19 protein-coding genes and 1 other annotated feature are annotated in these 18,648 nt (G+C 57.6%); of the genes, 10 read left to right on the top strand and 9 right to left on the bottom strand.

What is annotated here, in order from left to right; translation table 11 throughout:
- The first annotated feature begins 121 nt into the window (after positions 1-121).
- The 7 genes from VXK30_RS15550 to VXK30_RS15520 all read left to right on the top strand — a co-directional run bounded on the left by VXK30_RS15550 (position 122) and on the right by VXK30_RS15520 (position 5,421).
- Positions 122-382 (top strand): hypothetical protein, encoded by a 261-nt coding sequence (locus VXK30_RS15550; RefSeq protein ID WP_275713331.1) that lies wholly within the window; start codon positions 122-124, stop codon positions 380-382.
- Between the two features lie 56 nt (positions 383-438).
- Positions 439-674: a binding site (T-box leader), on the top strand.
- 59 nt (positions 675-733) lie between these two features.
- The gene (gene ilvB, locus VXK30_RS15545; RefSeq protein ID WP_275713332.1) at positions 734-2,404 is read left to right on the top strand and encodes a biosynthetic-type acetolactate synthase large subunit; all 1,671 of its coding nucleotides are present in this window, start codon (positions 734-736) and stop codon (positions 2,402-2,404) included.
- A 16-nt stretch (positions 2,405-2,420) separates the two neighbouring features.
- Positions 2,421-2,909: an acetolactate synthase small subunit gene (gene ilvN, locus VXK30_RS15540; RefSeq protein WP_275713334.1), complete on the top strand. Its 489-nt coding sequence runs from the start codon at positions 2,421-2,423 to the stop codon at positions 2,907-2,909.
- Positions 2,910-2,929: 20 nt separating this feature from the next.
- Positions 2,930-4,129, top strand: a complete 1,200-nt coding sequence (ilvA, locus tag VXK30_RS15535) for a threonine ammonia-lyase (protein WP_275713335.1) — start codon at positions 2,930-2,932, stop codon at positions 4,127-4,129.
- Positions 4,130-4,152: 23 nt separating this feature from the next.
- Positions 4,153-4,527: a RidA family protein gene (locus VXK30_RS15530; protein ID WP_275713336.1), complete on the top strand. Its 375-nt coding sequence runs from the start codon at positions 4,153-4,155 to the stop codon at positions 4,525-4,527.
- A gap of 245 nt (positions 4,528-4,772) precedes the next feature.
- Positions 4,773-4,988 (top strand): helix-turn-helix transcriptional regulator, encoded by a 216-nt coding sequence (locus tag VXK30_RS15525; protein WP_141826396.1) that lies wholly within the window; start codon positions 4,773-4,775, stop codon positions 4,986-4,988.
- Positions 4,975-5,421 (top strand): hypothetical protein, encoded by a 447-nt coding sequence (locus VXK30_RS15520; RefSeq protein ID WP_275713338.1) that lies wholly within the window; start codon positions 4,975-4,977, stop codon positions 5,419-5,421. Before VXK30_RS15525 ends, VXK30_RS15520 begins: the two co-directional genes overlap by 14 nt.
- Before the next feature lie 35 nt (positions 5,422-5,456).
- Here VXK30_RS15520 and VXK30_RS15515 read toward each other — a convergent pair whose 3' ends face one another.
- Both VXK30_RS15515 and VXK30_RS15510 read right to left on the bottom strand, forming a co-directional pair.
- Positions 5,457-6,275, bottom strand: a complete 819-nt coding sequence (locus tag VXK30_RS15515; RefSeq protein WP_275713340.1) for a putative ABC transporter permease — start codon at positions 6,273-6,275, stop codon at positions 5,457-5,459.
- A gap of 55 nt (positions 6,276-6,330) precedes the next feature.
- On the bottom strand, positions 6,331-7,704 hold the full coding sequence (locus VXK30_RS15510; protein WP_275713342.1) for an oligosaccharide flippase family protein: 1,374 nt from the start codon (positions 7,702-7,704) through the stop codon (positions 6,331-6,333).
- Positions 7,705-7,943: 239 nt separating this feature from the next.
- On the opposite strand from VXK30_RS15510, the gene prmA reads away from it, so the two are divergent.
- Both prmA and VXK30_RS15500 read left to right on the top strand, forming a co-directional pair.
- Positions 7,944-8,861 (top strand): 50S ribosomal protein L11 methyltransferase, encoded by a 918-nt coding sequence (prmA, locus tag VXK30_RS15505; protein ID WP_275713344.1) that lies wholly within the window; start codon positions 7,944-7,946, stop codon positions 8,859-8,861.
- A 2-nt stretch (positions 8,862-8,863) separates the two neighbouring features.
- The gene (locus VXK30_RS15500; RefSeq protein WP_275713345.1) at positions 8,864-9,031 is read left to right on the top strand and encodes a hypothetical protein; all 168 of its coding nucleotides are present in this window, start codon (positions 8,864-8,866) and stop codon (positions 9,029-9,031) included.
- Positions 9,032-9,062: 31 nt separating this feature from the next.
- Here the strand turns inward: VXK30_RS15500 and pheA are convergent, their stop codons facing one another.
- From pheA to aroF, 6 genes are read right to left on the bottom strand one after another with little or no spacing between them, the layout of a single operon-like run.
- A complete protein-coding gene (gene pheA, locus VXK30_RS15495; RefSeq protein WP_275713347.1) occupies positions 9,063-10,187 on the bottom strand; it encodes a prephenate dehydratase in 1,125 nt (374 codons plus the stop codon).
- On the bottom strand, positions 10,184-11,281 hold the full coding sequence (gene aroC / locus VXK30_RS15490; protein WP_275713349.1) for a chorismate synthase: 1,098 nt from the start codon (positions 11,279-11,281) through the stop codon (positions 10,184-10,186). The genes pheA and aroC overlap by 4 nt, the downstream gene beginning before the upstream one ends.
- Positions 11,262-12,482, bottom strand: a complete 1,221-nt coding sequence (gene aroA, locus VXK30_RS15485) for a 3-phosphoshikimate 1-carboxyvinyltransferase (RefSeq protein WP_275713350.1) — start codon at positions 12,480-12,482, stop codon at positions 11,262-11,264. Before aroA ends, aroC begins: the two co-directional genes overlap by 20 nt.
- Positions 12,482-13,534 (bottom strand): 3-dehydroquinate synthase, encoded by a 1,053-nt coding sequence (gene aroB, locus VXK30_RS15480; RefSeq protein WP_275713351.1) that lies wholly within the window; start codon positions 13,532-13,534, stop codon positions 12,482-12,484. Before aroB ends, aroA begins: the two co-directional genes overlap by 1 nt.
- Entirely contained in the window at positions 13,534-14,370 is an 837-nt protein-coding gene (locus VXK30_RS15475) for a prephenate dehydrogenase (RefSeq protein ID WP_275713353.1), read from the bottom strand. Before VXK30_RS15475 ends, aroB begins: the two co-directional genes overlap by 1 nt.
- 27 nt (positions 14,371-14,397) lie before the next feature.
- Entirely contained in the window at positions 14,398-15,453 is a 1,056-nt protein-coding gene (gene aroF, locus VXK30_RS15470; RefSeq protein WP_275713355.1) for a 3-deoxy-7-phosphoheptulonate synthase, read from the bottom strand.
- A gap of 406 nt (positions 15,454-15,859) precedes the next feature.
- Here aroF and VXK30_RS15465 point away from each other — a divergent pair, with 406 nt between their 5' ends.
- Positions 15,860-17,230, top strand: a complete 1,371-nt coding sequence (locus VXK30_RS15465) for a sensor domain-containing diguanylate cyclase (protein WP_275713356.1) — start codon at positions 15,860-15,862, stop codon at positions 17,228-17,230.
- 11 nt (positions 17,231-17,241) lie between these two features.
- On the opposite strand, the gene VXK30_RS15460 is transcribed toward VXK30_RS15465, so the two are convergent.
- A complete protein-coding gene (locus VXK30_RS15460; protein ID WP_275713357.1) occupies positions 17,242-18,600 on the bottom strand; it encodes a shikimate kinase in 1,359 nt (452 codons plus the stop codon).
- Between the last annotated feature and the right edge of the window lie 48 nt (positions 18,601-18,648).

Genomic DNA, 18,648 nt, shown 5'->3' with positions numbered 1-18,648 from the left:
GGCGTAAAATTTGGATTAAGAATCAATTCGGGGCGGAAAAATAAAGATAATTCGCGTTTCATAATATTAAGGGAACACGGACACCGGGTAAAAAAACCGGTCTTTTGGAAGGGATGAGCGTATGAGAAAGGCAGTGGGTGTTCTGATGCTGTGGGCGGTGATGCTGACGATTTGCGGGCCGGCTTCTGCGGCCGCGGTGCCGGGCGTGACGAAAAGCGGCGCAGCTTCCGCGGGAAGCCTGGAACCGTCCGTTATGCCGTACTTTACCAATCAGCCCGTAAGTCCCGGCGTCATGCCTTATGATACCAATCAACAGGTCGATCCGGTTATTGTGCCGAGCCAGAGAGATTCCGCCGTGCGTTCGGCCGGTGCGGTCAAGTGATTTTGATAAAATACTTGACAAGCAGGGCGGAATATAATATGCTATAAACTAATAACACAAATGCGCAGATGGGGACAGAATGCATCCTTTCCGCTCACAGAGAGCCGTCGGCAGGTGAAAGACGGCGCGGTGAATGCAGGATATCACCCCGGAGCAGGCAGCTGAACAGTCGCTAAGTAAGTACGCCCGGTTTCCCACCGTTACAGGGGAGTGCATTGTTTGATGCATGCTGAGATGCCGGTTTTCCGGCGAATTTAGAGTGGTACCGCGAAGGTAAGCCTTCGCCTCTATGCAGGGGCGAAGGCTTTTTTATTTTATCTGAGGAAGATGTGTCTTTAAGGAGGAATACGAATGCAGTTAACAGGGGCGCAGATCATTATGGAATGTCTGCTGGAGCAGGGCGTGGATACGGTTTTCGGCTATCCGGGCGGGGCGGTGCTGAATATTTACGACGCGCTTTACGAGTACAGGAATAAGATCAACCACATCCGCACCGCCCACGAGCAGGGCGCGGCCCACGCGGCGGACGGTTACGCGCGGTCGACCGGAAAAACGGGGGTCTGTATCGCAACATCCGGCCCGGGCGCGACCAACCTTGTCACCGGGATCGCCACCGCCTATATGGATTCGGTCCCGATGGTCGCGATTACCGGCAACGTAAGCTGTGACCTTCTGGGGCTGGACAGCTTTCAGGAAGTGGATATCACCGGCATCACCATGCCGGTCACCAAACATAATTATCTGGTGAAAAATATCGAGGACTTAGCCGATACGATCCGCAAGGCGTTTTTGATTGCCGGTACGGGCCGGAAAGGGCCGGTGCTTGTGGATATTCCAAAGGACGTAACGGCGCAGAAATACGAATATACGCCGCAGCCGCCGCTCCCGGCGCCGAGGGGAGACTTCCCCTGGGCGGAGCGCTTCGAGCAGGCTTTGGAGATGCTCCGGACGAGCGAAAGGCCGTTTATCTATACGGGCGGCGGGGTCATTGCCGCGGAGGCCTACGGCGAGCTGAAAAAATTCGCGGAACTTCTCGACGCGCCCGTTTCCTCTTCGCTGATGTGTCAGGGCGGCTACGACCAGACCGGCCCGCGCTATATCGGAATGCTGGGCATGCACGGAACGAACACGGCGGCCCTCGCCATTAAAAACTGCGACCTGCTGATTGCCGTGGGAACACGCTTTTCCGACCGCGTGCTGTGCAACGCGAACCTGTTTGCGCGGCACTGCCCGATTATCCAGATTGAGATCGATACGGCGGAATTCAATAAGAATATCGATGTGGACCTGAAGATGAAGGGCGACGCCAGAGAAATTCTGGCGCACCTGAACGGGATGCTTTCACAGCGTCAGCACAAGCTGTGGATGGAGGAGATCGCGGAGTGGAAAGCGCTGTATCCGCTGGTGCAGGAAAGCACGTCGGAGGAAGAGGTCCTGCCGCAGGAGGTCCTGGAAACCCTTGACCGCCTTACGGATTCCGAAGCGATCCTTGTTACCGAGGTCGGCCAGCACCAGATGTGGACGGCGCAGTTCTACCGGTTCCGCACCCCCCGGCACTTTGTCAGCTCCGGCGGGCTGGGGACCATGGGCTTCGGCCTCGGCGCGGCGATCGGCGCGCAGGTCGCAAACCCCGGCAAACGCGTCATCAACATCGCGGGCGACGGAAGCTTCCATATGAACTGCAACGAGCTTTCCACCGCGGCGCAGTACAATATCCCGGTGATCGAGCTGGTCTTCAACAATCAGGTGCTCGGTATGGTGCGTCAGTGGCAGAAGCTTTTCTATGGCGGCCGCTTTTCGCAGACGACGCTGGACAGGACCACCAATTATGAAATGCTGGCGCAGGCGTTCGGCGTGAAGGCGTTTACCATCAGCCGCAGAAGCGAAATCGAACCAGTGCTGAAGCAGGCGCTTGCCCTGCGGGAACCGGTCCTGATCAACTGCCATATCAATCCGGACGTCAATGTGCTGCCCATGGTACCGGCGGGCGGCTCGGTGGAAAATCCGATTCTTGAAATGTGAGGAGCGACAGATTATAATGAATCATGATAACGATAAAGAATATGTTTTGTCCGTACTCGCCAGAAATAATCCGGGCGTTCTTCTGCGCATCGCCGGGCTGTTCAGCCGCCGCTGCTACAACATTTTGAGCATTGTCGCGGCCCAGACGGAAAACACGGAATACTCCCGTATCCTGATCGTCGTTTCGGGCGACGACCGCATTGTCCGCCAGGTGGATAAACAGGTGAGCAAGCTGGTCGACATCAAGGAAGTGACCGTGCTCAACCGGGAAGAGGCCGTCGTGCGCGAGCATCTGCTTTTGAAGGTGGAGCGGAACCTGCAGAACAGCGAAAAGCTGGTGGAAATCGCGAATGTGTTCCACGCCGGTATTTTAAATGTACAGCCGGATTCCATGATCATGGAGCTGACCGGCGACGCGAACACCATCAACTCTTTTATTGAACTGTACAATCCGTACAATGTCCTGAAAATCCTGCGCACCGGCGCAATGGCCATGATGAAATAATAATCGTTGGGGGTATCAGCTTGTTGACGTTAGATCAGGTTTATCACGCCGCCTATGTTTTAAAGGGAGTGATCCGCGAGACGGCATTGATTCACGCACCGCTCATCAATCCGGAAAGCCAGATTTACCTGAAGACCGAAAATCTTCAGATCACCGGTTCGTTTAAGGTACGCGGCGCATACTACAAAATATCTCAGCTGACCGAGGAGGAAAAGGCAAGGGGCGTGATCGCCTGCTCCGCCGGCAACCACGCGCAGGGAGTGGCGCTTGCCGCCGCGAAAAACGGGATCCGGTCGCTGATCTGCATCCCGGACAGCGCGCCGATTTCCAAGGTGGAGGCGACCAAAAGCTACGGGGCCGAGGTCTGTCTGGTCAAGGGAGTCTACGACGACGCGTATCAGAAGGCCTGTGAGCTGCGGGAGGAAAGCGGCGCGACCTTTATCCATCCGTTTGACGACGCGCAGGTGATCGCCGGCCAGGGGACCATCGGGCTGGAAATTCTGAGTCAGCTGCCGGATGTGGACGCGGTGATCGTCCCGGTCGGCGGCGGCGGGCTGATTTCCGGCGTTGCCTACGCCGTCAAATCGCTGAACCCCAACTGCAAGGTGTACGGCGTACAGGCCGGCGGCGCGCCCAGCATGGTGCAGGCGCTCGCCGACAAGCAGGTGGAGGCCCTGAAATGCGTTTCGACCTTTGCGGACGGAATCGCGGTAAAATGTCCGGGGGACACGACCTTTGACATCTGCAGCAAATATGTCGACGAGGTGGTCACGGTTACGGACGACGAGATCGCCACGGCGATTCTCACGCTGATCGAGCAGCAGAAGCTGATTGCCGAGGGGGCGGGCGCGGTGGCCGTTGCGGCCGCCATGTTCAATAAGGTTGATGTGAAGGGTAAAAAAGTGGTATGCTTATTGTCGGGCGGCAATATCGACGTGACCATCCTGTCCCGCGTCATCAGCCGCGGCCTGCTGAAAGCCGGGCGATCGGGCGACCTCGTGATCGCCATGGTCGATAAGCCGGGCCAGCTGAAGGACGTTTCCGCGATCATTGCCGATCTGGGCGCCAATGTGGTCAGTGTCCATCATGACCGCGGCGGGGAGAATACCGGCATCAACGACTGCTACCTGCACATCCGCATGGAGACCAGAAACCGTGAGCATCTGGAGCAGATCCGCAGGGCGATTGTCGATGCGGGATACCATATCAAAAATATGTAATTCATTAAATGGAGGATGACAACATGAGTCAGGTTATTTCAACAAAAGACGCACCGGCCGCTATCGGCCCGTATTCCCAGGCGATCGGGGCGGGCAATACCGTATACCTCAGCGGGCAGATTCCGATCGTTCCCGCGACCGGGGAGATCGCCGAGGGCGACATCACCGTGCAGTCCGAACAGGTCATGCATAATATCGCCGCGGTGTTAAAGGCGGCGGGCGCCGATTTTACAAACGCGGTAAAAACCACCTGCTTTTTGGCGGATATGGCCGATTTCTCCGCCTTCAACGCTGTCTATGGAAAATACTTTACAGGCAAACCCGCGCGTTCCTGCGTCGCCGTGAAGCAGCTTCCCAAGAATGTGCTGGTGGAAGTCGAAGTCGTCGCGGTGAAGTAAAAAATTGGTTGTGCCGGCCTCTCTCAAAGAGGGAGTCAAAAAGACGTCGCGTGACGAATCGATCACTTAGGGACCTGCTTTTCAGCAGGCCCTTTTTTCGTACAGCAAAACAGCCGGAGGGATCCAGTGAACTGAGAGCCTCTCTCATAAAGCAATTAATTTTGGATATTATGTAATATATATTTGACATTATGCATAATATATGATATACTGCGTGTATCGGAAGTGCAAAGGAGGAATTTCGGTTGGGCAAGAATCTTCGCCTGAAATCCGCAAGGGCCGCGCTGGATATGTCGCAGAAGGAAGTCGCGGAGGCGGTCGGGGTCACACGGCAGACCTTAAATGCTATCGAAAACGGCGATTATAATCCATCGGTAAACCTGTGCATTGCCATATGCAGGGTTTTGGGGAAAACATTGGATCAGCTATTTTGGGAGGATGACGATCATGAAAAAAATTGAATTTGACGAATTGCAGCAAAACAGACGCTACCGGTACGGTTATCAGTCTTTTGTTCTGTTATCGTTCCTAATCCTCATGGATACGTTTATCGGCGGACTGGGCTTTGTGTGGATGGAGCCCCCGATGAACACCTTTATTCTGTTGCTGGCCGGGTGCACGTATTTTATCTGCCGCTGCATCTGGGGCGACGCGCTGGTAGGCCCGAAGGAAACGCCCCGGCGGGTCACCGCCAAAACGGCCGCGGTGATCATTTTGGCTGCTGTCGTTGCGGTGATTGCCGCGGGATACGGGCTTGTAAGGTACTCCTATCAGTTTTCCGCCGGAGCGGGCGGAAGCGGGGGAACGCTTACTCTGGCCTGTACGGCGATGTGGTCGGTCATCGCGCTGGTCTTTGCAGTGAAACATTTTATAAAAAGAAACCCGGAGAGGTAAAAAAAGGGCCGCCGATTCATCGGCGGCCCTTTGATTTATCCGCGGCGGATATTCTTCGTCTTTTCCCGGATGATCTCTTTCATTCTCTGCAGGGATTCATTGGAACGCATGGATTTCATAGTTGGGAACGCGCTGATAATGCGGCATTGAAGGCACTTGATGTCCGCTTCAATTTTATCCTTCTTTTCGTAAAGCTCACTCAGGGCTTTCTGATAAGCCGCTCTCGTTTCCTCATCGATCAGGCACGCCAGCGCGGACTGCATGGTTTCAATTTTATCCGCTTTAAAGGCCGCGGCCCTTTCTCTGATTTCATCCAGCACCTGCTGCATTTCGTCCAGCTTTCCGTTCAGCTTGAAGGTGGTGTAGACGGACAAAGTGGTGTCACAGACAAAGTACAGCACAAAAATACCGGCTGCCCAAGGCAGAACCGTTTCGGGAACGGATTCCAGCAGGTCGAGGAGCGTCGGGTGGATCAAAAGGATGCCGACCACACACATCACGCCGAACAACAGCGAATTTTCAAGGCAGATCCTGCCCTGAAAATGATATCGATGGGTGGAATAGTCCCAGTATTTTGTATGGAATATTTTTTCAAGGGCGAATCCTGTCCCGTATTCCAGCAGGGTCGTGATGACGACCCCGGCCAGATAAAGAACGACAAGATTGTCCTTAAAGGGCGTCAGGGCGGACACGACGACCACGCCGCCTACGCCGTAAATCGGGCAGAACGGTCCGTTCAGGAATCCGCGGTTGACGAATTTTCCGACGGGGACGGAACAGAAAATACTCTCAGTCAGCCAGCCGAGGAAACTGTATACGGTAAAAACGAGAAATAAGATCCAGAAATTATCCATTTTTCTCCCTCATTTTGCAGGATAGGTATAAGTTTAACTGCTTACAGCCATTTTGTCAAACTGCAAAACAAGGCGCTTTCTGAAGCAAGAGAAGCAAATAATACAATAGGGCGGCCAGAACCGCCGGAGTGAGAATCCAGCTTACCACATCCACCTCTATGGCGGTCACCTTCAGCAGCCGGTTGATGCTCAGGGAAGCGTTGTAAATCTCGCTCATAAAAAGGATGGCGATATAGGCCCGGATGCCGAAAATCGGCACCAGCCCCGCGATCAGGAGGACGCGCATCACCGAGTCGCTGAAATTGTATTTGAGGGAATACAGCTGCTGGTCAAGGCCCTTGAGCATCCCGTCCACCACGCTGTCAAGGTACATCAGCGGAAGAATCGGCGCCATAATGCGCAGAATATTTCCCACCTGTGCGCTTTTATAAAACGCCATTCCGATACTGTCCGCAAATACGATGAGGACCGAGGTCATCAGAAACGAAAAGGTGAGTGTAAAGCGCATCGCCTTTTCAACCGACCTCTGAATCGTCACCCGTTTTCCGCCCGCGTTGGCCTCCGCCATTTCGGGAATCAGCAGCATGGACAGGGCGGCGAGAAAGGCGGAAGGGAAAAACAGAATCGGCATCACCATGCCCTGCATGGTCCCGTACTGCGCCAGCGCGCCGCTGTCCCCGGCGCCGTATTTTCTCAGCCCGCGGGGAATGAGAATGTTTTCGGTGCTGCTCAGCAGGCTGCGGAAAAAGGAGCCGAACAGGACCGGGGCCGCAATATGAAGGACGCTTTGGAAAACGCCGCTGCTTTTCGCTTTGGAAAGGCCGCGCCGGCCGGCGAAGACAAGGTACAGCACGACGATATACGCGCAGGAAAAGACCTCGCCTATGGTAGAGCCGAGCATCAGCGCCTCCAGCGGCGCGGCGAGCCTGGTGAACAGGAAAATGGAAGCGCCGATGGTGACAAACTGCTCCAGCCACTCGCCGCACGCGGGAACGATCGTGTTGCGGATGGCAAGGAAATAACCTTTCAGGCAGGAGCATATCGCGATAAAGGGAAGGCTTGGCGCCAGAATCCGCAGCGGCGCTGCGGCGACGGCGTCGCCGATAAAATGTACGGAAATAAAATCCGCACAGGTAAACAGCGCCCCCGCCGCCAGGAGGCTCAAAACAAGCGCGTAGCAGACACAGCGCCGGATGCTGTCCCTGGTGCCGCGCCCTTCCGCCACAAGGCGCGTGACGGCAAGGCCCACCCCCGAGGTGCTCAGGGTGATGCCCAGAACAAAGACCGACAGGATCAGCTGATACAGTCCCATGCCGGACGCGCCGATTTTTGAGCAGATGAACACCCGGAACCAGATGTTGCTCAGCCGCAGAAGGACGCTGCTGGCGGTCAGGATGACCGCATTCAGGTAAAAAACGCGCTTTTTCATTCGATTAACACCTTTAATAAACTTCATTAATCAAGTGTATTCGCGCGCCCTGCAAAATAAGTCTATAAATTTTCAGAATCCTGGGTTATAATGAAAAGGAAACAGCCGGGAAAGCTTTGCTTCCCCGGCTCAGACTGACGACAAAGTTGTGCAACCGCAAAATTGCTGTGCAATTCTGCTTTCTGCGTTGGCTTGCACAATTGTCGCAGTCTGACAGTATAAGACAGCAGGAGGAAACAATGGACTGGACGGAAGTAACGGCAGAAGTGGACGCAAAGGAGATCGACAGGGCCGGCGACATTGCCCAGATGGTGGTGCCGTACGGAATTTATATTGAGGATTATTCGCATCTGTGCGAAGAGGTGGAGGAAATCGCGCACATCGACCTGATCGACGAGGACCTGCTGAAAAAGGACCGCTCAAAGGCAAAGGTGCACGTCTATATCAGCCCGGAGGAAAACCCCGTGGAGGCCATCGCCTTTTTAAGCGAGCGCTACAACGCGGAGGGAATCCGGCATACGATCACCACGGCGAACTGTGCGGAGGAGGACTGGATCAACAACTGGAAAAAATATTTCAAGCCGATTCCGGTGGGCAAAAAGCTTTTGATCCGCCCCACCTGGGAAGAAGAATACGATGCCGGGGACCGCAAGGTGCTCCACCTGGAGCCGGGGCTGGCGTTCGGCACCGGCACCCACGAAACGACGCGCCTGTGCATGGAGCTGCTGGAGGAAACCGTCACGCCCGGCTGCGAGGTGTTGGACGTCGGCTGCGGAAGCGGCATCCTTTCCGTCGCGGCCCTGCTTCTGGGCGCGAAGAAGGCCGTCGGTGTGGACATCGACGCGCTCGCGGTCAAGACCGCCGAACAGAACGCCGAAATCAACGGGGTGGCCGACCGCTTTACCGGCATCTGCGGCGACCTGACCGACAAGGTCAGCGGAAAATACAACATTGTCGTCGCGAACATCGTCGCGGATGTGATCATCCTGCTCACAAAGGACATCGAGCGGTTTTTGTATCCGGATACGGTTTATCTGATGAGCGGAATTATCGACACCCGCGAGCGGGACGTTCTGGACGAGGTGGAGAAAAAGTTTACAATCGTCAGTCGCAGAACCGAAAAAGGCTGGGTCGCCCTCGCGGCCAAAAGGAGATAAGCATGCTACTGGAAAACGGGACGGACACCTGCAGCTGTCCGAAGATCAACTGTGAGCGCCATGGGGAATGCGCCGAGTGCCTCGAGCATCATCGAAGCCATAAAAAATATCCGCCGTACTGCAAGCGCGCCGGACGTACAAAAAGCAAAAAAGAGAACCCGCCGGACTGAAAAGCCCGGCGGGTTCTTTCTATCGGCAAGGTTATTCGTTTTCCGTGTAGTTCCCCAAAAAGGAGAAACGGGGAAGCTCGTCGTGAAGCGAACAGATCAGATTCAGCGTCGCGTCTTCCCGCACATTGCCGGTAAAATCAAGATAAAAATCGTATTCAAAGTTTTTATCCTGAATCGGGCGGCTCTCTATTTTCGTCAGGTTCAGCCCGAGCGCCGCAAAGCGCGCGAGCACGCTGTAGAGCGTGCCGGTTTTGTGGAGAAGCGAAAAGCACAGGCTGATTTTCCGGGCGCGGTCCGGGATAAACAGGCTGCGGCTGATGACGATAAACCGCGTGCAGTTGTTGGAGCTGTTCTGGATATCCCTTTCCAGAATGTGCAGCCTGTATTCGTTCGCCGCGTGCTCGGAGCAGATGGCAGCGATCCCAGCCTCCTGCCGCTGCGCGACCATCTGCGCGGCCGTGGCCGTGTTGGAGCACGGCAGGGGCCGCAGATCGTTTCTGGTGATGTATTCCGAGCACTGGGACAGCGCCTGCGGGTGGGAGTACACCGTGCCGATGGTGCGGACGTCCACTTTTTTAGCCGCCGCCAGGCAGTGGTGAACGTGCAGAGTCGCCGCGTTGACAATATAGAACCGGTATTTCAGAATGAGGTCGTAAACCTCGCTGACCGAACCGGCGGAGGAGTTCTCTACCGGCAGGATTCCAAGGTCCGCGTCCCCGCTGGCAACGGCCGAAAAAATCCCGCCGAAGCCCTGGTAAAACTGGGGGGCCGCTTTGGGGTACAGCAGGCTGAGCGCCTCGTGGGAAAAGGAACCGTTTTCCCCAAGGCAGGCGATTTTTTCCGCCTTTTCCGGCGCGGCGCCGGCTTTGCGGATGGTTTCCCGCAGCTCTCCGCCGCCGCCGAGCAGGTTGTACTGCACCGCCCGGCTCATATCCATCATGCCGGAATAAAGGAGCCGCGCTTCGCCGCCGTATTCCCCGGCCTGACGCACGATCCGGTCCAGAATTTCCTGCTCGCGCCCGCCGTTGAACACCGGAAGCTTCTGCTCCTGCTTGACGGCGGCGACCTGCTTCGCGCAATCCATCCGACGGACGAAAAGCGGAAGAAGTTCACGGTCGATCCGGTCTATTTCCTGTCTGATTTCTTCAAGGGTCATGCTTTCATTCCTCCGGTATGCAGATTGATCAGGTTCATCAGCGCGACCGCCGCCGCGGCTTCCACCACGGGGACCGCGCGCGGGACGATGCAGGGATCGTGCCGCCCGTGCACGCGGAGCTTTGTATTCACCTTTGCGGTCAGGTCCACGCTGTCCTGTTCCATCGCGATCGACGGCGTCGGCTTGAACGCCGCGCGGAAAAGGACCGGCATCCCGGTGGAAATCCCGCCCAGGATTCCGCCCGCGTTGTTGGTTCTCGTTTTAATTCTATCGCCGTCACAGTAGTAGGGGTCGTTGTTTTCGCTGCCGAAAAGCGCCGAAGCGCCGAAGCCCGCGCCGAACTCCACGCCCTTGACCGCCGGAATACCGAACAGGAAGGAGGAAAACACCGGCTCGATCCCCCCGAACAGGGGGCCGCCGACGCCCGCCGAAAGGCCGGTCACCGCGCACTCGACCACGCCGCCCACGCTGTTTTGCGCAAGCCGGGCGGCCTCGATGGTATCCCGCATCTTCTGTTTTGCATTTTCATTGATAACGGGAAAATATACCGAGGATAAGGAAGACAATAAGTCCTCCGGAATATATACGGGGTCGAACGGGTCGTCCGTCACGTCCTTCACTGAGAAAACGTGCGCGCCGATCACAATGCCGCGGCGCTGTAAAATCTGGCGGCACACCGCGCCCGCAAAGACGAGGGGGGCCGTCAGCCGCCCGGAAAAATGCCCGCCGCCGCGCGCGTCGTTGTATCCGCCGTAACGCAGGTGCGCGGGAAAATCCGCGTGTCCCGGACGGGGAACAAGCTTCAGGTTGTCGTAGTCCCCGGACCGGGTGTTCGTATTTTCAATCAGCGCGCACAGCGGCGCGCCGGTCGTTGTGCCGTTGAGCATCCCGCTGACGATCTGCGGCAGGTCGCTTTCCTTTCGCGGCGTGCTCGTAGGATCCCTGCCCGGCGCGCGGCGGCTCATCTGCAGCGCTGCGGCGTCGAAGTCGATCGGTTCCCCGGCGGGCAGGCCGTCCAGCACCACTCCGATCGCTTTTCCGTGGCTTTCGCCGAAGATGGATATTTTTACCGTTTCACCCCATGTGGAAGACATTTGCTTTTCCTCCCAACCGATTGTAATCTTCAAAAAAGGCCGGATAGCTCTTCTGAACGCTCTGCGCGTCGCTGACCGTGACGCTGCCGCCGGCTTTCAGCGCGGCAATGGAAAAGGCCATCACAATGCGGTGGTCGTTAAAGCCCTCCGCTTTGCCGCCGTGCAGCATCGGGACGCCGTCGATGATCAGTCCGTCGTCCGTTTCCGTAACCCTTCCACCCAGCTTGGTCAGCCCGTCGGCCATGGCGAAAAGGCGGTCGCTTTCCTTGATCCTCAGCCGCCGCGCGTTGTAAATCCGCGTGCGTCCGCGGCAGAGCGCGGCGGTCGCCGCCAGAACCGGCACAAGGTCGGGAATCTGGGACGCGTCGATTTCCATGCCTTTCAGCTCGTTTGGCGAGACGGACAAAACGGAACCGTGCCACTCCGCCTTTGCGCCGAATTCCCGGAAAAGCCGCTCCGCCGCGCGGTCTCCCTGACAGGAATCCCGGTTCAGGCCCTCCAGACGGAGGGTGCCGCCCAAAGCACCCGCGGCGAGAAAGAACGCCGCCTGCGACCAGTCCCGCTCCACCCGGTACGCGCATGGGCGGTATTTTTGGCGTCCCGCAATGTTCCAGCCGTTTTCGGCGGACTCCGCCGTTACGCCGAATTCCCGCATGATTTCGACCGTCATATCCACGTATCCCGCACTTTCCAGCGGGGAGGAGAGTATCAGCTCGCTGTCGCCGTCCAGAAGCGGCAGCGCGAGCAGAAGGCCAGTAATGAACTGGGAGCTGACGTTTCCCGGCAGCACGAACCGGCCCGGGGTTATCCGCCCGCTGACGGAAAGCGGAAGCCCGCCGCGGGTCCCGCACGAAACGCCGTGCCGCGGCAGGCAGTCCAGGTACACGCCGATGGGACGCTCCGGCAGGCGGCCGCCGCCGGTAAATTCCGCGTTCAGCCCCAGCGCCGCCGCGACGGGAATCAGAAAGCGCAGGGTGGATCCGGATTCCCCGCAGTCGATCCGCACGGGGTCCCCGCCGCCGCAGATCGCCCGCATCGCGCGGCAGGTCGCCGTAATGTCGTTGCTGATCGCTTCCCCGTCGAAAAGAGGGGCTCCGCCCGCCAGCGCGGAGCAGATCGCCGCGCGGTGCGCCGCGCTTTTGGAGGGGGGCACGAGGATGCTTCCGTTCAGGACGGAAGGGGAGATCGTTACATTTGCCATCACAGCACCCCGGCCAGCTCGGCAAGGCGGGCGCGGGAAACCCGGTCCGCAAAGCTTTCGCCGATTCCCCGCAGCATGATCAGGCTGATCCCGCCGCCGCTGCTCTTTTTGTCCAGCGCGGTAGCTTCCAAAATCCGGTTTACGGGCATTTCGTCCTTTACCGGCAGGTTGTATTTTTTCAGGACGGCGATGATTTCATCAGCCGTTCCGGCCTTTGTAATCCCCGCGTTTTCGCCGCATTTTGCCATCATCACCATGCCGATTCCGACCGCTTCCCCGTGGGAAAGCTTTTTAAAGCCGTACAGCTTTTCCAGCGCGTGGCCGAAGGTGTGGCCGAAGTTCAGGAGCATGCGCTCGCCGGTGTCGAATTCGTCCCGCTCGACCACCTCGCGCTTAATGTCCACACAGCGGAAAATCAGTTCTTCTATCTTCCGGGAAATCTCTTCCCCGGCAATCCTGTCGAACAGGACCCGGCTTTTGATGCAGCCGTATTTGATGGCCTCCGCCATCCCGTCGGAAAAGTACCGCGGGGGAAGCGTGGAGAGCGTGTCCGGGTCAATCAGCACCAGCCCGGGCTGGTGGAACGCTCCGACCAGGTTTTTGCCCTGCGGCAGGTCCACGCCGGTTTTTCCGCCGACGGAGGAATCGATCTGCGCCAACAGGGTGGTCGGTATCTGAATGAACGGGATTCCGCGCAGAAAGGTCGCCGCGGCGAACCCCGCCATATCGCCCGTTACCCCGCCGCCCAGGGCGACGATAAAGTCGCTGCGGGTAAGGCCCCGGGCCGCGCATTCGGCGTACATGGCTTCAATGGAGGAAAGGCGCTTGCTTTCCTCGCCCGCCGGAAAAGAGAACGGGGAAGCGGAAAAGCCCGCGGCTTTCAGAGAATCCAGCACGCGCTTTCCGTACAGCGGGATCACGTTGCTGTCGCCGATGACGACCGCTTTGGCGCCGGGTTTGAAAAGCTCCCCGGCGCGCTTGCCCGCCGCGTCCATACAGCCGCGCTCAATGATGATCCGGTAGGCGCCGGACGTGTGAACCGTCAGTTCCATTATTCACCAAGCCTTTCCTTGATCAGTCTGCCCCTGCGCAGAAGCGCGCGCAGGGCTTCGGCGTCGCCTTGCGCGACCGCCTCTTTGATATCGGTGATATTCGTGATGAGCGTATCCAGCTCGTCGGCAAGCGCCTTCCGGTTGTCGATGAAAAGCTCCGCCCAAAGCCGCTCGTTGATATTCGCGACACGGGAAACGTCCCGGTAGCTTCCGGCGGAAAAGCCGTTGTGCTCCGGGCACCGCGGGCTCATGACATAGGCGCAGGCAAGCACATGGGGAAGCTGGCTGGTAAACGCGATCATTTGGTCGTGGTGCTCCGGTGTGGTGACCACCGTGCCGCCGAAATGAAGCTCCACGGCGACCGCCTTGAGCATATCGACGGCGGGCTGCGGCGCGCCGCACGGAACGATCAGGTAGCTGGCGTCCAGAAAAAGGTCGGCGTCGCTTGCCGCGAAGCCGCTCTGTTCCTTGCCCGCCATGGGGTGCCCCCCCACGAAGGAAAAGCCGTGCTTCTCCGCCAGAAGCGGAAGGTGCCTGCAGATTTCCGACTTGATGCCGCAGGTGTCGGTGACGAGGCACGACGCCGGAATCAGATGGGCGTGCGAAGCGACAAAGTCGATACCGGCCTGCGGGTACAGGCAAAGGTAGAGCAGGTCGGCGTTTCGGATATCCCCGTCGTCCCCGATCCTGTCGATCGCGCCGCAGCCCAGCGCGGCTTTCAGGACCCCGGGGTCCCGGTCGATTCCGGCGACGGTGCATTCGCTGTATTTCTGAAAGGCTTTCGCGAGCGAACCGCCGATCAGGCCCAGGCCGACGATCACGATTTTTTTGTTCATACAGGCTTCCCTCCGTACGCAGTATTTTTAAACTTTATTATAGCAAAGATCGGCGGGGGAATCCACCTTTCTTCCAAAAGCTTTCGCGGCGGCCTTCACATGCGCCGCCACCTTGTCAAACTGGTCGGGCGTCAGGGACTGCGCGCCGTCGGACAGGGCCTTTGCGGGGTTGTTGTGCACCTCGATGATCAGTCCGTCCGCCCCGGCCGCGACCGCGGCGAGCGCCAGCGGCTCCACCAGCCAGGCAATGCCGGAGGCGTGGCTCGGGTCGACCACCACCGGCAGATGGGAAAGCTTTTTCAGAATCGGGATGGCGGAAATGTCGAGGGTGTTGCGCGTGTAGGTCTCGTAGGTCCGGATTCCGCGCTCGCACAGGATCACGTTGTCGTTGCCGCCGGACATAATGTATTCGGCGCTCATCAGAAGCTCCTCGATCGTGCTGGAAAGCCCGCGCTTGAGCAGGATGGGCCTTCTGATTTTTCCAAGCTCCTTCAACAGCTCGAAATTCTGCATATTTCTCGCGCCGACCTGGATGACGTCCACATTCTCCTTCAGGAACAGGTCGATCTGGCCGATGCTCATGAGCTCCGTGACGATCGGCAGGCCGGTTTTCCTTTTCGCTTCCCTGAGAAGCTCCAGCCCCTCGGCCCGCAGCCCCTGGAAGGCGTAGGGGGAGGTCCTGGGCTTGAAGGCGCCGCCGCGCAAAAACTGCGCGCCCGCCTTTTTGACCCGTTCGGCCACGCCGCAGATCTGCTCCTCGCTCTCCACCGAGCACGGCCCGGCAATCAGCGCGAGCCCGCCGTCGCCGATGGTCTGGCCGGTCGGCAGGGTGATCACCGTGTTGTCCGGATGAAACTTGCGGTTCGCCTTTTTATACGGCTCCTGCACCCGTTTTACGCTTTCCACAAAATCCTGCGCGGCAATGAAGTCGATGTCGATGGCGGAAGTGTCGCCGATCAGCCCGAGCACGGTGCTCTGCGTTCCCACCCAGGTGTTGACCTTCACGCTGTATTCCCTGGTGAGCAAATCCGTGAATTCTGAAAGCTGCTGCGGGGTACATTCGGGTTTTAATACGATAATCATACTGTTCCTCCTTAGATGCGGGCCGGTAAAAATGAATAAAAAAATAACGGAGCCGCTGTCAGCTCCGTCAAAAATATCAGCCCGTTATCAGTCAATAAAATACGGCTATATCCTTTTACACAAAAGCTTACAGTTGACTTTGCTGCACGCACAAAAATCCCACGCCATAAAATAGCGGGGATAACCGAAACCTGTAAATCGTGTTGTGTATGCGGACAAATTCATCATGTAACTCCTTTGCGTTCACCTTATTCCGTATCATAATACAGAATGCCGCCGGTGTCAAGATGAAATTGCGGGGATTTGGGCGTAAAGAAGAAAGAACGTGAAAATCCATACGAAATTTCTTGATTGTTCCATACTGATTTGTTATAATCAATAAGTATATCAACCTGAGAATCAGCAAGTGTCTTTACGGAAAGAAGTGACGCCGATGCCCCAGACGGCAATGAGTACACTCGGTATGGAAAACATAGTCAATTACCTCGGCGGCGGTGTTTTCTGCTGTAAGAACGATGGTGTCCTGACGATTGTCTATGCAAGCGCTTCCTTTTACGGGATGTTTGGGTACAGCGAAGGGGAAATCACCGCGCTGAACGGGCCGGCGCCGAACCGGCTGCTGACCGGCGACCAGCGAATCAACTGGGGCAGACTTGCCGAAAGCCTGAAAAAACGCGGCCTTGCCGAGCTGGAACTGAAGCTGGTTCGGAAAGACGGGGATTCAATCTGGACCATCTGCTGTTTGCGTCTGATGGCGGCGGGGGATGGTTCCGAGTATTTTTGCGGCGTATTGGAGGATATTACCAAGAGAAGGCATTCCATTAAACGGGAAAGGGAACAGCTTGAAATTATCAAAAAAGCCAAGCGGGAGCTTGCCGCCAGCGAGGAACGCTACCGCATCATCATGGAGCAGGCGGCCGACCCGATCTGCGACTATAATTTCAAGACGCAGGAGCTTTACTGCTCGCCCCCGTTCAAAGAAAAGTTCGGTATTGAAGTAAACGCGGACGGCCTTTTAGACCAGCTCTACCATTCGGATATTATTTTCGACGACGACAAGTCGCGCATCCTCAACGACATCTACGGCTTTTTAAACGGGACGAATCCCAAAAGCCCCGAATACCGGTTCAAGGACGTCAACGGCGATTACCGGTGGTACCGGGTGCGCAGCACGGTGATCCGGGACGAGCAGAAGGAACCGCTCCGGATGATCGCCTTTATTTCCGACATCGACCGGCAGAAACGGGAAACGATCAGCTTAAAGGAGAAAGCGGAGCACGACCAGCTGACCGGCCTTTACAACCGGATGACCACCAACGCGCTGATCGACAAGGCGATCGGCCAAAGCTCCCCGGGCAGCCGCCACGCCCTGTTTACCATCGATATCGATAATTTTAAGAATGTAAACGACAATCTGGGCCATCTGGTGGGGGACGAAGTGATTGTCGACATCGCTTCCAAAATCAAGAAAAAATTCCGCGAGGACGACATTATCGGCAGGATCGGCGGGGACGAGTTTGTTGTGTTCCTGATGGATATTTCCCGCGAGGACGTCAGGCGGAAAGCCGATGTGCTGCAGGCCATCTTCCGCAACGCCCATCCTCAGGACGACGCGGAGTTCCGGGTTTCCGGCAGCATAGGGGTCGCGTTTTACCCGGAGGACGGGAAAAACTACAACGAGCTGTTTGCAAAGGCCGACGCGGCCATGTACGCCGCGAAGAACAGCGGGAAAGACGCTTACCGCACCTACGCCGACACGACGCTTCAGGATCAATAACAGGGTCCCGCTTATTCGTTTGGAATGAGCGGGATTTTTACTGTCTCCCGGATTTTTTCCGCAACTGTTTCCACCCCGCCGTCCGCGTCCACCGAGAAATCCGCCGCCGCGCGGTACCTGTCCGTCCGCTCGCTGTAAAGGCGGCGCATGGTTTCCTCCCGGCCGGGCCCGCTGAGCAGCGGGCGGGTGGAGTCGCCGGAAAGGCGCTGCCGGATGGTTTCCAGCGAAGCGTTCAGCAGTACGATCACGCCGTTTCCTTTCAGGGCGGCCGTGTTTTCGGGGTCCATCAGCGCCCCGCCGCCCGTGGCGATGATCAGGCCGCTTTTCAGGGACAGTTCTTTTGCCGCCGCACGTTCCATCGCGCGGAAGGCGGCTTCTCCCCGCGAGGAGAAAATTTCCGCAACCGTCATGCCCTCCTTCCGTTCGATATAGCGGTCCATATCCACAAAGGTACGGCCCGTGATCCGGGCAAGGCGGTTTCCCACGCAGGTCTTTCCGCTGCCCATATAGCCGCATAAAACGATATTGCCGAATTTCTTTTTCATTTCCGCCACGGCGTCGCCGCAGAGCGCCTGAATGTCGCCGGCGGCAAATTTCGCCCCGTACCAGATTTCGTGCGCGGCGGCCGCCTGCCAGACCAGCATGCTCATCCCGCCGACGGCCCGCACGCCGTTTTTGCGCGCGGTCCGGATCAGGAGCGTTTCGTCCGGGTTGTATACCGCGTCGAAAACACAGCAGGCTTTCCGGACGGTTTCCTCCGGAACCGGGCATTCCCCGGTGCGGGGGAACATGCCGACCGGCGTGGCGTTGGCCAGTAAATCGATTTTTCCGCCGATGTTTTCCAGCAGGCAGAAATCCGCCCGTGCGCCCGCCGCTTTTGCGCGGATATCCGCGCAGAGCTTTTCCGCCGCCGCCAGCCCGTGCGGGCGCACGGCCACGGTCACGCTGCCGCCGGCAAGGGCCGCCTCAAACGCCAGCACCCTGCCCGCGCCGCCCGCGCCGAGCACGACCGTGCGTCCGCTCAGGCTTGTGCCGCCGGCCTCCAGCGCCTTGCAGAAGCCCGTGCCGTCCGTGGTGAACCCGGTCAGACGGCCGTCCGTATTTTTTACGGTGTTGACCGAATGGAAAAATTCCGATTTTTCGTTCAGCCCGTCCAGCAGCGGAATAATCGACTGCTTATGGGGAATGGTGATGTTGAAGCCGCTCAGGGTACGGAGCAGCTCCATCCGGCCGGGCAGTTTCTCCGGCGCGATGTCCAGGACGCCGTAGCCGCCGGTTTTTCCGCTCAGGGCGAAAAGTCTTTCATGAATAAACGGGGACATGGTATGCGCAATTGGATGCCCAATCACGGCGAAATGATTCTCGGCCATTTTCTTTCCTCTTGCTTTCTGAAAAAAAGGTTAAAAAAATATTGACAA

Source organism: Caproiciproducens sp. CPB-2, assembly GCF_036287215.1.
GTDB lineage: Bacteria > Bacillota > Clostridia > Oscillospirales > Acutalibacteraceae > Caproiciproducens.
The sequence above is the reverse complement of the archived record's forward strand: the minus strand, read 5'-3'. Positions and strand labels throughout refer to the sequence as shown.

Coding starts and splice junctions, on each gene's coding strand:
- VXK30_RS15550 (WP_275713331.1), top strand. CDS start 122: ATGAGAAAGGCAGTGGGTGTTCTGATGCTGTGGGCGGTGATGCTGACG.
- ilvB (WP_275713332.1), top strand. CDS start 734: ATGCAGTTAACAGGGGCGCAGATCATTATGGAATGTCTGCTGGAGCAG.
- ilvN (WP_275713334.1), top strand. CDS start 2,421: ATGAATCATGATAACGATAAAGAATATGTTTTGTCCGTACTCGCCAGA.
- VXK30_RS15530 (WP_275713336.1), top strand. CDS start 4,153: ATGAGTCAGGTTATTTCAACAAAAGACGCACCGGCCGCTATCGGCCCG.
- VXK30_RS15520 (WP_275713338.1), top strand. CDS start 4,975: ATGAAAAAAATTGAATTTGACGAATTGCAGCAAAACAGACGCTACCGG.
- VXK30_RS15515 (WP_275713340.1), bottom strand. CDS start 6,275: ATGGATAATTTCTGGATCTTATTTCTCGTTTTTACCGTATACAGTTTC.
- VXK30_RS15510 (WP_275713342.1), bottom strand. CDS start 7,704: ATGAAAAAGCGCGTTTTTTACCTGAATGCGGTCATCCTGACCGCCAGC.
- prmA (WP_275713344.1), top strand. CDS start 7,944: ATGGACTGGACGGAAGTAACGGCAGAAGTGGACGCAAAGGAGATCGAC.
- VXK30_RS15500 (WP_275713345.1), top strand. CDS start 8,864: ATGCTACTGGAAAACGGGACGGACACCTGCAGCTGTCCGAAGATCAAC.
- pheA (WP_275713347.1), bottom strand. CDS start 10,187: ATGACCCTTGAAGAAATCAGACAGGAAATAGACCGGATCGACCGTGAA.
- aroC (WP_275713349.1), bottom strand. CDS start 11,281: ATGTCTTCCACATGGGGTGAAACGGTAAAAATATCCATCTTCGGCGAA.
- aroA (WP_275713350.1), bottom strand. CDS start 12,482: ATGGCAAATGTAACGATCTCCCCTTCCGTCCTGAACGGAAGCATCCTC.
- aroB (WP_275713351.1), bottom strand. CDS start 13,534: ATGGAACTGACGGTTCACACGTCCGGCGCCTACCGGATCATCATTGAG.
- VXK30_RS15475 (WP_275713353.1), bottom strand. CDS start 14,370: ATGAACAAAAAAATCGTGATCGTCGGCCTGGGCCTGATCGGCGGTTCG.
- aroF (WP_275713355.1), bottom strand. CDS start 15,453: ATGATTATCGTATTAAAACCCGAATGTACCCCGCAGCAGCTTTCAGAA.
- VXK30_RS15460 (WP_275713357.1), bottom strand. CDS start 18,600: ATGGCCGAGAATCATTTCGCCGTGATTGGGCATCCAATTGCGCATACC.